The sequence below is a fragment of the Caminicella sporogenes DSM 14501 genome (genome assembly GCF_900142285.1).
GTDB lineage: Bacteria > Bacillota > Clostridia > Peptostreptococcales > Caminicellaceae > Caminicella > Caminicella sporogenes.
Genome location: NZ_FRAJ01000004.1, coordinates 55,450 through 72,075 on the forward strand (window position 1 = coordinate 55,450; position 16,626 = coordinate 72,075).

The window sequence follows — 16,626 nt, forward strand, 5'->3', positions numbered from 1 at the left end:
CATTTACAGCTTAGCTTAATACAATTTACTACTGTATAACTACATTTCCATCTTCTTGTCGCTAATTTTCAAGTATTGCTGCAAATACCTTTCCTACTGTTAACCTAAAACTATATCTATAATAATAATTCTACAAAAACTCTATTAGATACATCCATTCCATATTTAGTCAATTTTATATTTTTATCGTCTATATCTATTAAACCCATTTCTTGCAATTTATAAAGCTTTTTACCGTAAACATCAAATGGCGTAGCATTAAATTTCTCTTTAAATTTTTGAATACCTACTCCATCATTCATACGCAAACCTAAAAACATAGTTTCAACTATTTTATCATCTCGCTTTTTCAACTCTTTAAAATCTATTGGTAATTTACTGTTATTTAAAAAATTATAGTACGATTTTAAATCGCTTGTATTACCATATCTTATTGAATTAATATATGAATGAGCAGATAATCCTAATCCAACATATTCCTCATTCTGCCAATAAATTATATTATGTCTGCACTCATATCCTCTCTTAGCAAAATTTGAAATTTCATATTGATATATATTATTTTCTTTTAAATAATCTATTGCATAATGGTACATCTGTCTGTCAATTTCTTCTTCTGGTAAATTTAAATTTCCATCTTTGTATAAATCGTAAAATCTAGTTCCCTCTTCTATTTTAAGAGAATAAGCTGAAATATGCTCAGGTTTCAAATTAACTACTTTTTTCAATGTATTTTTCCAATCACTTAAACTCTGATTTGGCAGACCATATATTAAATCTATATTTATATTGTCAAATCCAATATTCCTTGCAAGTAAATAATTTCTTTCAAAAATTTCCTTTGTATGAATTCTTCCAATAAATTTTAAGATTTCATTATTAAACGACTGCAGTCCTATACTCAATCTATTTATTCCAAAACTTTTATATTTCTTTAATTTTTCTTCATCAATAGTTCCCGGATTACATTCAATTGTAAATTCTATATCAGAAAGTACTGAAAAATTTTTATAAATGTTATCAATGATATTACATAAATCTTTAATATTTATAATTGAAGGAGTTCCTCCACCAAAAAATATCGTTTTTATAGAATACTTAGATAGTAAATCCTTATAAAGATTTATTTCTTTATTTAACGCTTTAAAATATAAATTTGCATTTTCTTCTTTATAATCAAAAGATACAAAATCACAATAATTACACTTTTTTAAGCAAAATGGAATATGTATATAAAGTCCTATTTGCTTCAAAATATCACTTCCTTATTTTATTAATAAAATTAGCCACCATGTGGTGACTAATTTTTATCATCATATTTTAATACTGATAGAAAAGCTTCTTGAGGAACTTCTACACTACCAAGTTGTCTCATCTTTTTCTTTCCTTCTTTTTGTTTTTCTAAAAGTTTCCTCTTACGTGAAATATCTCCTCCATAACATTTTGCTAAAACATCTTTTCTAAGTGCTTTAATAGTTTCTCTAGCTATTACTTTTGAACCTATAGCTGCCTGAATAGGTATTGCAAACATATGTCTAGGAATAACTTCTTTTAATTTCTCGCATATTATTCTTCCTCTTGAGTAAGCTTTACTTTCATGTACTATTAAAGAAAATGCATCTATTACTTCTTTGTTTAACAGTATATCCAATTTAACTAACTTAGACTTTCTGTATTCTTTAAATTCATAGTCAAATGAACCGTAGCCTTTCGTCTTTGATTTAAGTGCGTCAAAAAAGTCATAAATCACTTCATTTAATGGAAGTTCATAGTGAAGTACTACTCTTCTCTGATCTAAATATTCCATATTTAATAGTGTTCCTCTTCTATCCTGACAGAGTTCCATCACATTTCCTACATATTCATTAGGTATAATTATGCTTGCTTCGACTATCGGTTCTTCCATATAAGCTATTTCACTTTGTGGAGGTAAATTCGTAGGATTTTGAATCATAATTTCTTCTCCATTTGATTTTACAACTTTATATATAACACTCGGTGAAGTAGTTATAATATCCAAATCAAATTCTCTTTCCAATCTCTGCTGAATTATTTCCATGTGAAGTAATCCTAAAAAACCACATCTAAATCCAAAGCCTAGTGCAACAGATGTTTCAGGTTCAAATTCAAGAGCTGCATCATTAAGTTGAAGTTTCTCTAAAGCATCTCTTATATTTTCGTATTTTTCACCTTCAGCAGGATAAATACCACAATAAACCATAGGTGTAGCTTTTTTATAACCCGGAAGTGGCTTATCACAAGGATTATCAGCATGGGTTATTGTATCTCCAACTCTGCAGTTTTTTACATTTTTTATGCTTGCAGTTATATAACCAACATCACCGGCTCTTAATTCTTCAATTGGTCTTGGTCCCGGTGCAAAAATACCTACTTCATTTACTTCAAATGTCTTACCAGAAGACATCATCATTATTTTATCTCCCGGTTTAACTGTACCCTCTTTTATCCTTACATATGCTACTGCACCTTTATAACTATCATAATAAGAATCAAATATTAAAGCTTTTAAAGGAGCTTTTTCATCTCCTTGTGGATGTGGAATATATTTTACTATTGCTTTTAAAACTTCTTCTATGTTTATTCCTTCTTTTGCGGAAATAAGAGGTGCATTTTCAGCTTCAATGCCTATAACTTCCTCTATCTCTTTTTTAACTTCTTCTGGTCTTGCACTAGGTAAGTCAATTTTATTTATTACAGGCACTATTTCAAGATCTTGTTCAACTGCAAGATAAACATTAGCAAGTGTTTGTGCTTCCACTCCTTGACTTGCGTCTACAACTAAAATAGCTCCTTCACATGCTGCTAAACTTCTTGAAACTTCATATGTAAAATCCACATGACCGGGTGTATCTATTAAATTTAATATATACTCTTCTCCATCTTCTTTATAAATCAATCTAGTTGCCTGCAGTTTTATAGTTATTCCTCTCTCTCTTTCCAAATCCATACTATCTAAAATCTGGTCTTTCATTTCTCTTTCCGTTAATAAACCAGTTTTTTCTATAAGTCTATCTGCAAGTGTCGATTTGCCATGGTCAATATGAGCTATTATACAAAAATTTCGTATATTTTCCTGTCGACTCTTAGCCATATATACTATTTCCTCCCTCTACTACTCAGCTAATCTCTATAAATTATAACACAACAAATTGTATTTCGTACAGAAATTTAAAATAAAAACCGAGTATTTCACTCGGCTGTATTTTTCTCTTTCACAAATTTTCTTATAAAATCAATTTCTTTTTTTATAGTATTTTTACTTTTTGAAATATATACCGCTATTTTTTCTTTATCAAAATCATATACTTCTCCACAAAAAACTATTTTATAATTGTTATCATCCATCTTTTTGCAATTAAATAGTTTTGATTCTTTATGCAAAAACATATTCCTATTATTTCTATCAACCGTTAAAACTCCTAAAATTAAAAGAAAAATTATAAATATAAAAGATGTCGTCATTTTTATTATGTTTTTTATTTTTCTTTTCTTTTGCATCTGTTTTAATTTTTTTCTCTCTATTCTACTCATCACATCACCATATAAATTTTAATTTAATTTAACAAATCCCTTTAGCGATTTATCTAATACTTCTCCTATATATTTTGCAGCTCTTACTGACTCATCTATTGTATTTAAATTGCTTCCTACCTCAAATAAAACACAATAATTTGACATAAACTGATTATATCTGTTATATCTTCTATTTTTTAATATAACCGGTCTAGATAACCCTGGATATAATTCATCACTTACAGCTTTAATATAATAGGCAAATCTCTTTAGTTTATCTACATTTTTATTTCCTCCACCAACTACAAGTGCAAATCTGCTGACTTTTTCACCATTTATTCTTATATAACTGTTTTTTCGCATTTCATCATATTTTTTTTTCTGATTTTTTTCTATCTCGGCAATTTTATCAATTCCGTCTCTATGTATATCAATAAATATTTTTAAATCCGGATTGTCTTTTATATATTTTTTCATAGTCTGAAGTGAACGTTTATAAGAACCTTGATATGATGGATAATCATGAATTGTAGTATCATGAATTACTTTATAACCTTTATCAAGCAAATATTTTGTCAGAATATCTCCAACTCTTATAACTGTATACTTACTGTTTAAAGAATGATAGTTTCCAATTTTTTCCGGATAATATGCCTCAGTACCATGTGTATGATAAATTAAAATAAGGGGTTTATTTTTATCATGTTCAATTTTTTCTGGCGGCGGAACTGGTGTGCTAATAATTTTGAGATTTTTAGGTGAAGAGCTTGAAATATTTTCTATACTCTTTTTATCCTGTTTAGTTTGATTTGATTTTTCTATTTGAAAACTATTTGCTTCAAAAGTTGTATTTTTTTCTGGTTCTTTATAATAATCTTCATCATCTACTACCGCCTTTTGATTTGAATATTCTTCAGGTATATATATATCACTCGTATCATAATCTTCACTATTAATTTCTTCACTATCTTTTGATGCTATTTTAATTTCATCTTCTACTCCTTTTAATAAAGAAATTTGTGCTTTAAGATAAGATTTTGGATTTTTATAATCAAAATTTATTATTTTATTAAAAGCATATTTTACAAAACTGTCAGAATTATTTCCTATCTTCTCTTTATAATCTAATTCAAGGACTGCTAAAGATTTATTAAATATATGAATGAATATATTTTTCTTAAAAGTTTCACTATCTTGATTAAAAGATTGTATTTTTTTATCATCAGCTTTAGCAATACACACTTTTTCATTTATTAGTATTACATTCAATCCTGTAATTATCATTGTAAAAGTTATTAAAATCATAAGACATTTGATAATATCATATTTTTTTAGTATTTTCATTTGTTGTCCCCCATTTCCTTTTTATGTATAAAAGGTTGTACTATAAAATTATATGAAATAAGTAATTTATATATGCATTAATTAAGATAACGATTTACATCTTTTAAATCTATTCCCGGATGAAGTGCAATATTAATTGCATTAGCAATTATTTGAGATATGTCTGTAATGATTTTATCTATTTCTTTTGTTGTAACTATTACATTTGCACCATATGGCTCTAAAACTTCTCGTATAAGCATATATTTATCTTCATCTTTTAATTCGCTCAGCATTTTAAAAAATCCACTTTCTCTATCTGCCTGTTGCTGTAAGGCTTTAATTACCATTTTTATAGTATCATTCGTCATAGTTGCAGCATCTACAACTGTAGGTACACCTATTGCAATTACGGGAACTCCCAATGTCTTTTGACTTAACTCTTTTCTTGAATTTCCCACTCCAGAACCGGGACTTATTCCAGTAGTTGCTATTTGTATAGTACTGCTAACTCTTTCCATCTTTCTTGAAGCTAAAGCATCAATAGCAATAACTAAATCCGGTGTAGATTTTTCTACTATTCCTTTTATTACATCTCCAGTTTCTATTCCAGTTATGCCCATTACTCCCGGCGATATTGCACTAACAGATGTCATACCCGGGTCTTGTGTTTTGTTATACATTTTGAATAAATGTCTAGTTACCAATATTTTTGATACAACCTGTGGTCCCAGTGCATCAGGTGTAACATTCCAATTTCCAAGTCCTACAACTAATGTACTCATATTTTCTTTCTTAGGAAGAAGTTTTGAAATCTCTTTAGCCAATATCTTACTGACTTTATCTTTTAAATCAGCATCAGCACTTTTTAATTTTCTACATTCTATAGTTATATAACTTCCCTTTGGCTTGCCCATTATACTACTGCCCTGTTCGTCAATTATTTTTACTCTTGTAACTTCTACTTCTTCATCTATTTCAGACTTTTCTACTTCAACTCCGGGAACTTCTCCACTTTTTCCTTCTCTATATAATTCACGAGCTTCTAATGCCAAATCTGTTCTTATTTGAAACATAGTGCACCTCCAAATATATTAAAAATCAATATTATTTTTTCTTTAATGGTCTAAATATATTCAAAAAAGAATATTAATAAATTTTTTTGGAAATAAAATAATATAATCCATTATTTTTCTTGCTTTTTAATTTCAAACATGATAAAATTACACATGTTAAACAGGATACGAGGGGGTGAATAGATTGGCAAATATTAAGTCAGCTAAAAAGAGAATTAAAGTTATAGCTAAGAGAACAGCTATAAATAAGAGAAGAAAATCTATCATAAAAACAGCTATAAGAAGATTTGAAGAAGCTCTTGCAGCTGGAGACTTAGCTTTAGCTACAGAAAGATTTAGATATGCTCAAAAGAAAATTAATCAAGTAGCTGCAAAAAATACTATTCATAAGAATAAAGCTGCTAGAAAAATATCAAGATTAGCTAAAAAATTAAATGAGCTTCAAAAGGCAGCTCAGTAATTTTTAAAATGTTTACCCTCAAAACCCCATCGTTATCCCCGCTGCAAATAATAAAAGCGTACAATCAACTGATTGTACGCTTTTTAACATTATTATTATATTTTACAACTTTCTGCTATCAATATCTCTATAGCCAATTTTGGAGGCATTTTACCATTCTTTATATCCTTATCTGCCTTTAGTCCGTTATTTAAGATATTAATCAAATCTTTTTGCGAAAAACTATTTGCTTGTCTTAAATATTTTTTAACGATATATTGAGGTAGTGATAACCTTGGTGCAATTGCTATTGTCGTATAACCCTTATCAACCATCAACTTAACTAAATTCAATATTTTAAATTGTCTAATTATCATATAGAGAATTCTTCCTTCGGGTTCTCCTGCTACTAACATATTATTAAAAATTTTAAGTGCTCTACTGCCATTTTTTTCTCCTACCGCATCAACTAATTCAAAAATATTATTTTCAACTGGTCTGCTAATAATCTTTTCAATATCATCTATTTCAATTTTTGTCTTTTCGACAGTAAAATTACACAATTTTTTTAATTCATTTTCAACATCATATAATGTTTTATTTGAATTACTATCTAAATAGCCCAATAAATCTATTAATACTTGTAAATCATTAATTTCAATGCTTTTTTTCTTTTCTTTAATGTATCTACTTATCCATTTTGCTAAATCTTGTCTCTTTAATCTAGCAAACTCTAAAATCTTACCTACTTTTTTTACTTCTTTAAATAACTTTTTTCTTTTATCAACATTACTTCCACTTATAAATATTAAACATGTTGTTTCCGGCATATTATTAAAATAACTAATTAATTTTTCCTCTTCACCACCCAAAACATTCTTCTTACTGCTAAAAAAATCTTCATTATTAACTATAATTATCCTCTTTTCTCCCATAAAAGGCAGTGTTTCACACGAATCTATAAGCTCATCTATACCATCTTTAAATTCTTCATAATATACATAATTAAAATTTTCATTGACAGAATTAATATATGTCTTTTTAAGATTATGTAGGGCTTTATCTAATAAATATTTTTCATTTCCATATAATAAATATAATCTTGCCAATTCTTTATTTTGTATATCGTTTAAAAATACTTTATAATCCATTATTTACTTAATTTACCTCCTTAGATAACTATTCATAAATTCGTATACTTTTATATTTTTCCCATTAGTTTTTATTATAACAGCTCCACAAATATCATTTCTATAAACTTTTACTTTATTCTCCTTTAACAATTTCAAAACTTTTTCACTCGGATGTCCAAATACATTTTTACCGACTTGTATTATTGCAATGTCCGGAGTAAAAAAATCTAAAAATTGTTCACTTGTAGATGTATCACTTCCATGGTGTGCTACTTTTAATATATCTATATCAACTGAATCCATATGAGATATTATATATCTTTCTGCTTCATAATGTATATCACCTGTAAACAAAAGCTTTATATCTTTAAACTGTAATAAATTAACAAGAGAATTGTTATTTATATCATCACTCGTATTTTTCATAATATTTAATGGCGGATGAATGATTTTTATTTTTAAATCTTTTTCAAAAGTAATAACTTCTCCCATATTTACCTTTATTAATTTTACTTTCTTTTTATCGATTATTCTTTTAAGCTCTAAAAATTCATCTGTTAAAAAATCATCTGAACCAATAATTATTTGTTTAACATTAAGCATTTTAAGAACGTCAATAACTCCTCCAATATGGTCACTGTGAACGTGAGTTAAAATTATCATATCAATTTTGTTTATTTGATTTTTAAGAAGTAAATGAGGTAAAAAATTGTTATCCCTACTCTTCCCACCATCTATTAATATTTTTTTACCCATTGGAGTTTTAATCAAAATACAATCCCCTTGTCCAACATCAAAAAATACCATAGTTAATTCATTTTTTATTTTAAAATTTATCATTAAAACTAAAAAACACAATATTATAAAAACAATACTTTTTTTATTAATCTTATATTTAGCAGCAATTTCTTTCATATTAAACAATATAATCAGAGATAAATAATAAAACACAATAAAATACATATTCGGAGAAATTACATCTATTTTACTAAATGGTACATAACTAGATAATTTAGATATATTTATCAAACTCTTTATTAAAACTTCATCTATATACCCAATAAAATATGCAACCGTTTGATTAATAAAAGTGCTTACAAAAAATAATAAAGTTATAGGCAAAATATACCCTATAATAAAAATCACCGGTATATTGAAAAATACTGCCCAAAGTGAAAATATATTGAAGTGATAAGCAATAATTGGCCATATCCCTATTTCTACTGCAATAGAAGAAGCTAATAACTTTGCAAAAAAATCAGGTAAATACTTCAATTTGCTATAAATTTTATTATAAAACATCCCTAGCGATAATACAGCAACAAAAGATAGCTGAAATCCTACATTAAATAATATAAGTGGATTTATTAAAAGAGCTGTAAAACAAATAAACGATAATGATGCATATAAATCATATCTTCTATCGATATTATTAGATATTAAATAAAGGGTAAGTAAACTTACAGCTCTAAATACAGAAGGTTTAAACCCAATTAAAAATGCAAAAAACCAAATAAAAATCAATATAACAACTACCCTTATATTATTCTTTATTTTGAAAATTTTTAAAATTTGCTCGATAAATAAATATAATATGCCAAAATGTAGTCCTGATATAGCTAATATATGAGCAATTCCTGCATTTTTAAATGTATCATATAAACTTTCATCTATTATCTTCTTATCTCCAAAAATTAAACTTAAAGCAACTTTTCCTTCATTCCCACCTAAAATTTTTAATACTTTCTTATATAAAATATATTTTATATTTTGCTTTATTGTTTTTAAACTTGACAAATCAGCCTTTCCAATAATTTTTATATCAAAGTCTTTCACATACATTATCTTATAAACTTTTTGAGATTTCAAATACAGTCTATAATCAAACATTTTAGGATTTCTAGGTCCTTTAAAAGCTTGAAACCTTCCCTTAATTAAAACTTTTTTATTGTTTAAATTTACTTTTTTGTGATTGAATATTTTAAGAATAACTTTTTCGTTTATTTTGTAGAATTTATTTTTATAAATAATCTTCTCTGTATAAAGTATATATTTATCTAATGTATTTTGGTTTAAAAATACAATATTACCTATTACTTTGACTTCTTTATTGTTAAATATTTGTAATTTTCCATTATAAGTATAATTTAAATTCATATTTAATGTACCTAAAATAAAAAAACAAAATATTAATATTGCATATGCATTTTTACTACATGTAAAAACAAATATTAATAGTACTATAAAGCTCAAAAGCAAAATAACCACTAAAATAAATATTGGAAATGAAATATAATACTCAGCTATTATTCCGACAATATATGAAATAGTAAGTATAACCAAAGGTCTTCTATTTAATGGCATATATCGCACATCCTATTATTTTACATTTTTATATTCTTTCTATTTAAATTTCAAATTACCTTTTAAAATTTAATAAAAATTTCAGTCAATAGAAAAAACGCATCAAAATGATGCGTCTAGTTCTTTTTCATTAAAAATGCTGCTGTTATTGCAGTTATTGGAATAGTAGAAATCAACCCTATACTACCTGATAGAGAACGTATTATCTCTGTTGCAACTATATCTAAATTAATGATTTTCAACAAAGATGTATCGTATGCCATAAATAATAGTATTAGCGGAATAGAACTTCCTGTATATGCTAATATCAATGTATTTGCCATAGTTCCCATGATATCTTTTCCAATATTCATTCCACTCAAAAAAAGCTCTTTTACTGTCATATTCCTATTAATTTTATTTATTTCTTCAATAGATGATGCTATAGACATACTTACATCCATTACCGCTCCAAGAGCCCCTAAAAGTATTCCCGAAAATAGTAAATATTGAAAATTAAATTTTACATTTTGAGGAATATACAACAGCATAGCAGCTTCTTCTGCTGATAATCCGGTTAATTTCACTCTGCCACCTATAATAAAAGCAAGAATACCTGCTATAACAACTCCAGATATTGTTCCCAATATTGCTGAAATACTCTTCCTTCCAATGCCAGATATTATAAAAATTGAAATAACAGTTATAAATGTCGAAATCAGTACAGTCAAAATGATAGGATTATATCCCTTCAACATAAGAGGTAATAAGATTTTAAATATACCAATCATAGTAATTATCAATGTAATTAATGTTTTTAATCCTTTAAATTTTCCAATAAAAAGTAAAATTAATGTAAAAATACCTATTAAATAAAATATGTATTCATCCCTTACATAGTCTGCAATATTTACTTCTACATTTCCATCAGCAAGCTCTTCTAGCATAACTATTACTTTATCACCCTTTTGGACAGGTATATCATATACAGGATTTCCAGATTGAACATTCTTAATATGAAAAATCTCACCTTTATATTTACCTGTTAATATTTTTAGCTTTACGTTCTGAACTGTATTAATACTTTCATTATTCATATCTTCTTCATTAATTACATCTAAAACTATTCCCTTTGCATCATAAACTTTATATTCATCTTCAGCATAAACAGAAAAAAGAGTTAAAATAAACATTGCCACAAATATGCATATTTTTTTCATCATATCTTTCTTCCTCCTAAACAAAATATATATTAACATTATACATTTATCTTACTTTAAAAGCAAAAACATATAAAACCTCTGCCATCAGATATTTAAAAATAAATACCTAATAGCAGAGGCTTTATTCAGCAATTTTTCTACTCCTTCAATAATTCTAGTATTATTATGTGTAGTAAAAATTGCTGACTTAATACTTATACTACACTTCATAAGTTTTAAATTCTTCTGCTATTTCAACATCCCCATCGAAAATAGATTTTACTTCGTTTAAAACATCATTAAAATTATATTCAGGCCATAAATGAGTTATTAAAACCCTTTTTACTTTTGAAATGTTGGCAATTTGTCCTACATCTTTACCAGATAAATGATATGTATCTTCAGTTTTATCTATTTCCATTACATTGCACTCACATAAAAATAAATCAGCATCTTTAGCAATTTCTTCTACTGCATTGCAGTATTTTGTATCACTTGAATAAACAAATTTCTTCAAACCTTTTTGAACTACAACTCCATAAGTTTCAACTGGATGCACCATAAGCTTAAAACTAATCTGCATATCTCCAAAATTAAGAACAGTAGACTCATCTATAGTATTTAATACAAAAGCATCTTTAAACTGTAAGCTTTCAAAAATTTCTGTCGGCTTTGCAGGTGCAAAAAGAGGAATACTCTTATTTAACATACCTTTTTCTTTATTAATACCAACCGCATACCTTAAAACCATTGCATCAGAAATATGATCGCTGTGCAAATGAGTTAAAATTACAGCAGTAATCTCATCTAAATTATTAATTTTTTCTAATAGTCTACTCAAAACTCCATTTCCACAATCTATCAAAATTTTATTTTCTCCATCTTCAAGTAAATATCCAGAGCATGCTCCACCTGCCGAAGGATATGGTCCGCAATTACCCAATATAGTTATCTTCATGCATCATTCCTCCTTATAAATTAAAATTATTTAAAATTTTTAATCGACATTAATTCTCTATACTTACATGATAATATACTTTTGCTAAAATAAAAAGTCATATCTACTGATATGACCTTCTCATCAATATTATTTATGAGCATATTTTTTAAAAATATCCGTCTTTTTTAAAGCTATTCCAATTGGCAAAAAGAGTACAGCTCCTCCAAATCCTTGTATTAAATTAGATGGAATACTAGCTAATGGTACTAGAAAACTTCCTTTCAGTACTGCACCACCAAAATAATAACCTATAACCATCCATAAGGCACCTATTATCAATGAAATAATATTTCTTAAATTTATTAAATCATATCTTTCATTATCTGCAATTTTCCCTACTATATATCCCATTAACCCTTTTATAATCAATGTAGGAATTGCCCAATGTGTATAACCGGTCAATATATCTGCAATAGATGAACCTATCCCGCCTGCAATCATACCATATCTTGAACCAAAAAACACCGCTGCTAAAAATATCATACTGTCGCCAAGATGTATATATCCTTCTGTTGCTGGCACTGGAATTTGTATTGCCATTGTAGAAACTGCAACTAAAGCTATTAAAAGCCCTAAAATTGTCAAATCTCTTGTTTTAACGTTAGGCATAGTAAAATCCCCCTTATAAATTTTTTACACAATATTCTTAATTATATTATATTACAAATTGTATCTATTGTAAATATAAAAAGCTGCTAATTGTATCGATACAATCAGTAGCTTTTTATTCAATGATTAATTATATTTTCAAATATTTTTTACAGTCTTTTAAATTTAATACAGCAAACTCATATTTATCATTTACTTTTGAAATGACAAGTATTTCTTCTTTACTAGGTGATTCTATTATATGAGTAATAAATCCTCTTGAACGATATATTAAATATTTTAAATTGTCATCATATAAATAAAGCAAATTATTTTTTACATAAAAAAGTGTTCCATCATTTAAAGATTTATATATTGATTTAATATGAGAATAATTTTTAATACAATCAGTCAAAAATTCCTGTACTTCATAAATATTTTCAAATTTTCTATTCTGTAGATTAATAATTTTTAAATAATTTTCTCCTTTTACTTTTCCTTTTACTACCAAGTTATTATTAATTATATTCATATCTGGAAAACATTCTAAATTTTCTCCTTTAAAGTAATCTCCATATATGTATACCTGTTTATTAAATCTATCATAACAAAATAATTTATAAAAACCTTCTTTTGTAAAAACATTTCTTACTAAATAATATAAAAACTTATCATCTTTTGCCCATGAAAAAGGTGCTATTATTTCCTCTCTTTTTATACTATCTAGGTATTTTATTTTTCTCGTTTTTAAATTAAATATTCCTACTCTGTTTCCCATGACTTTATATGTATCATCTTTTTTATATAATTTTGCATTATTATCAGCATAAATAAAAGCTATCAAAAGATTTTTATTTGCCCATACAGGACTTAATCCCATAATCTCATCAGCATATAATTTCCCTGAATCTGCCCCAAATACTGAAAATGTACTCTTGCTGATATTTTTCACATCTATATATGAAACGATTAAATAACCTGCATCATATGAAAACTGCAATGACTTAGTAAAATTTTCTAATAAATTTTTGTCTGCTTCATAATCTAATTTTATAATTTTTTTATTATTTAAATTAAGAACTTTTATAGCATTTTCTTTTCTATCAAAAAATGCAATTTTTTTATTATTAGATGATATTTTAAACAACAATTTATCATTATATATCATATCTCCTAATATTTTTACAAGCTCTTTATTATTTTTTAATATAAATAAACCATTATTTACTTTACTTTTCAAATAAACAAACATTTGCTTATCATCTATCTTTTTTAAGAATTTTATATCTCCATTTAAATTTTTACAAAGCTCTGCACCATCAAAACTGTTTATTTTGATTATTTTTTTATTTAAATAATCAAATTTATAATTATTTGTATTTTCTTTATCGTTTTGTTCTGAAAATACAATGCTTTTATCTTCTATCCATCTCACTTCACTTAATTTTTCTATATCAGATACAAACTCTATATAATGATTGTCTTCTTTTATTTTAATATTATTTTTTAAGCTATCATGATTATCTATACTTACAACTTCAATATCGCTGTCAAATAAAACTGTACCTACCAAATACATAAAAACTACTATAAAAATAACACTTAACACCGTATATTTTTTAAACAATTATATTCATCTCCTTCTTAGTTTTATATACTTTTTATACATAGCCTTGTGCTTTATTGTATAATTCTTCTATAATTTTTATTTCGTCTTCAGTAAAATCATAAAATTTATACAGCCTCTCATCTATAACTCCTTGAAAGTCATTTACTATTTTTGGATTATAACCATCTTTTAGCAATTTTAAAATTTTTTCACTATTTATTTTTATATCTCTTAGCAGTTTGTCATCTAACTTTAAATTAATAGGTATTTCTGATAAAGGAGTAGTATATAACTCTAAATAATTTCCTTTTCTCTTTCCCATATTATACAGCCAAAAATAAATTATTTTAGAATTTAAAATTCCCAATAAAATTTTAAGGTCTATATCCTCTACTCTTGGAGTAATAAAATAAACATCGGCACTAGCATACCAATCGCTTTCATTATATCCAAAACTATTTAATGTTGACCTTTGAGGAACAACTATTTTAGGTCCTTGAAATATTTTTTCCTCTCTTGCCCATTGTAGAGAATACCATTTGCGTACACCTTTGAGTACTTCTCTTCTTTTATCTAAAACTTCTCTAAACCTTATTAAATGATTATTAATTATGGGACAAAGATGTTCATATTCTATATTTTTATCTGTTAAATATATAATGTACTTATCTACTTTATTTTTAGTATAATATTTTCTTACATCACTATTTTTATAAAAAGGTTTTATTAATTTACAATTTGATATGTTTATATTTTCCAAGTTTTTTCTATCTAATACAAATATGCCATCATCTAATTTGATATTTAAACTTTTTACTAAATCTTCAGACAATTTTTTGTTTATCATGTTACTTGTTACCCTATCAGCTCCACTCACTATACCTTGATTTATATAGCATATATCTTTTAATTTTTTATTGCTCTTTTTTATAATCTTTTTTATTATGTTTAAATATTCTTTATCATAAAATACAAGTAAATTGCCATTATCTCCATATATATTTTCTTGTCTACTTAATTTATAAACTGATGCTCCTTCATATCTTCTAAATTTACTGTTATTAAAAATTATTTCTTTAATATTTTCAGCTTTATAATCTTTATTATTAAAATATATAATCATTATATCTTCTTCACTAGAAAAACCTTTTATTAAAGTAAAAATCAAATTATGCTGCCCTTTAGCATTTTTAAAAATTTTACAGTCATTAAAATTAATAATAGTTTTTATACTAACATTTTCTTTCAAAAATTTTCTCAATTTAGTTGCTCCATCTGCTGATATAAAATAATTTGTAGTAATAAAGCTCAACACTCCACTATATTTTAAAATCTCAATGCCTCTATATACAAAAAAATAGAAATAATCCATTTTTCCTTCATAATATCTTTTACCGAAATCATACTTTTTTAACTCTTTAAATTTATCCTTATTTCCCTTTTCCCCTATATAAGGTGGATTACCTATAACTATATCAAAACCACCTCTTTTAATTATTTCTTTTAATTTAGGAATATCATAAATTTTGCTTCCCAATATACTATTTTCTTGATAGACATTTATATGAAAATCATCAATTTCAATTTTTTTATACTTTCCCAAAACGTCAATACATGCTAAGTAAAAAACTTCTAAAGGTAAACTTTGAATATCTATTCCAAAGATATTTTCTTCCATTATTTTTTTTAATTCATCAAATTCATCATAATATATATTTAAATCTTTATATATTGCAGACTTTATTTTAAATAATTTTTGAATCATAGAAATCAAAAATAATCCTGTACCACAAGCAATATCAATTATCTTTATATTATCCAATAACTTTAATATGCAGTATAATTCTTCATCATCTATATCTTTTAATATATTATCTAGTACTAATTTTTCAATCAAATCACTTTTTAATTTAGAATTCTTTTCTAAATAAGTTTTCAAAGAATTATTCACAATAAAATCTACTATATACAAAGGAGTATAGTAACTCCCCGTAGTTTCACGCTTCCCATCTCCAATAAAATTTTCAAACATACTGCACAAAAAAAGAGGATTGACACTTTTAATTTTTTCACAAATTTCATCTGTTATTTCAATTTCTAAATCGTCTAAATTTATGTTTTTCAATTTTTCACTTATCAGTTTATAATAAAAATCAACATCGATATAATGTTTATCTAAAAAAACTTTTCTTAAAATTTTTATGAAAATGTTTTCTTTATTTGCATTTTTTATTTTTAACTGTCTTATAAGTTTATTTAATACTCTAACTACATCTTCTTCCATATTCCCCATCCTTTATTCAGTATCCAAATACTTCTTAAATAATTATATAATATATTAATAAAATAGAAAATAAAAAAAAAGCCTTAACACTTACT

The 16,626-nt window shown here is 25.8% G+C and carries 13 protein-coding genes; 1 reads left to right on the plus strand and 12 read right to left on the minus strand.

Going from position 1 to position 16,626, the window contains the following annotated elements; all coding sequences use genetic code 11:
* Positions 1-116 precede the first annotated feature (116 nt).
* The 5 genes from hemW to gpr all read right to left on the minus strand — a co-directional run bounded on the left by hemW (position 117) and on the right by gpr (position 5,933).
* Entirely contained in the window at positions 117-1,253 is a 1,137-nt protein-coding gene (hemW, locus tag BUA90_RS02410; RefSeq protein WP_094756691.1) for a radical SAM family heme chaperone HemW, read from the minus strand.
* Between the two features lie 47 nt (positions 1,254-1,300).
* Positions 1,301-3,112, minus strand: a complete 1,812-nt coding sequence (gene lepA, locus BUA90_RS02415; RefSeq protein ID WP_072965804.1) for a translation elongation factor 4 — start codon at positions 3,110-3,112, stop codon at positions 1,301-1,303.
* A 98-nt stretch (positions 3,113-3,210) separates the two neighbouring features.
* Positions 3,211-3,552 carry a hypothetical protein gene (locus BUA90_RS02420; protein ID WP_072965805.1) on the minus strand — a complete coding sequence of 114 codons (342 nt, stop codon included), beginning with the start codon at positions 3,550-3,552 and terminating at the stop codon, positions 3,211-3,213.
* Between the two features lie 18 nt (positions 3,553-3,570).
* The gene (gene spoIIP, locus BUA90_RS02425; protein WP_072965806.1) at positions 3,571-4,878 is read right to left on the minus strand and encodes a stage II sporulation protein P; all 1,308 of its coding nucleotides are present in this window, start codon (positions 4,876-4,878) and stop codon (positions 3,571-3,573) included.
* Positions 4,879-4,955: 77 nt separating this feature from the next.
* Positions 4,956-5,933 carry a GPR endopeptidase gene (gene gpr, locus BUA90_RS02430; RefSeq protein WP_072965807.1) on the minus strand — a complete coding sequence of 326 codons (978 nt, stop codon included), beginning with the start codon at positions 5,931-5,933 and terminating at the stop codon, positions 4,956-4,958.
* Between the two features lie 184 nt (positions 5,934-6,117).
* Between gpr and rpsT the strand changes: the two genes are divergently transcribed.
* Positions 6,118-6,393 (plus strand): 30S ribosomal protein S20, encoded by a 276-nt coding sequence (gene rpsT, locus BUA90_RS02435; protein WP_072965808.1) that lies wholly within the window; start codon positions 6,118-6,120, stop codon positions 6,391-6,393.
* 95 nt (positions 6,394-6,488) lie between these two features.
* Here rpsT and holA read toward each other — a convergent pair whose 3' ends face one another.
* The 7 genes from holA to BUA90_RS02470 all read right to left on the minus strand — a co-directional run bounded on the left by holA (position 6,489) and on the right by BUA90_RS02470 (position 16,531).
* Complete coding sequence (gene holA, locus BUA90_RS02440; protein WP_072965809.1) at positions 6,489-7,523, minus strand: DNA polymerase III subunit delta; 1,035 nt, start codon at positions 7,521-7,523, stop codon at positions 6,489-6,491.
* A gap of 12 nt (positions 7,524-7,535) precedes the next feature.
* On the minus strand, positions 7,536-9,869 hold the full coding sequence (locus BUA90_RS02445; protein ID WP_072965810.1) for a DNA internalization-related competence protein ComEC/Rec2: 2,334 nt from the start codon (positions 9,867-9,869) through the stop codon (positions 7,536-7,538).
* A 116-nt stretch (positions 9,870-9,985) separates the two neighbouring features.
* A complete protein-coding gene (locus BUA90_RS02450; protein WP_072965811.1) occupies positions 9,986-11,071 on the minus strand; it encodes a YibE/F family protein in 1,086 nt (361 codons plus the stop codon).
* 199 nt (positions 11,072-11,270) lie between these two features.
* On the minus strand, positions 11,271-12,008 hold the full coding sequence (locus BUA90_RS02455) for an MBL fold metallo-hydrolase (RefSeq protein WP_072965812.1): 738 nt from the start codon (positions 12,006-12,008) through the stop codon (positions 11,271-11,273).
* A 129-nt stretch (positions 12,009-12,137) separates the two neighbouring features.
* The gene (locus BUA90_RS02460) at positions 12,138-12,659 is read right to left on the minus strand and encodes an ECF transporter S component (RefSeq protein ID WP_072965813.1); all 522 of its coding nucleotides are present in this window, start codon (positions 12,657-12,659) and stop codon (positions 12,138-12,140) included.
* Between the two features lie 130 nt (positions 12,660-12,789).
* Positions 12,790-14,265 (minus strand): hypothetical protein, encoded by a 1,476-nt coding sequence (locus BUA90_RS02465; protein ID WP_072965814.1) that lies wholly within the window; start codon positions 14,263-14,265, stop codon positions 12,790-12,792.
* 34 nt (positions 14,266-14,299) lie between these two features.
* The gene (locus BUA90_RS02470; protein ID WP_072965815.1) at positions 14,300-16,531 is read right to left on the minus strand and encodes an Eco57I restriction-modification methylase domain-containing protein; all 2,232 of its coding nucleotides are present in this window, start codon (positions 16,529-16,531) and stop codon (positions 14,300-14,302) included.
* Positions 16,532-16,626: the final 95 nt, after the last annotated feature.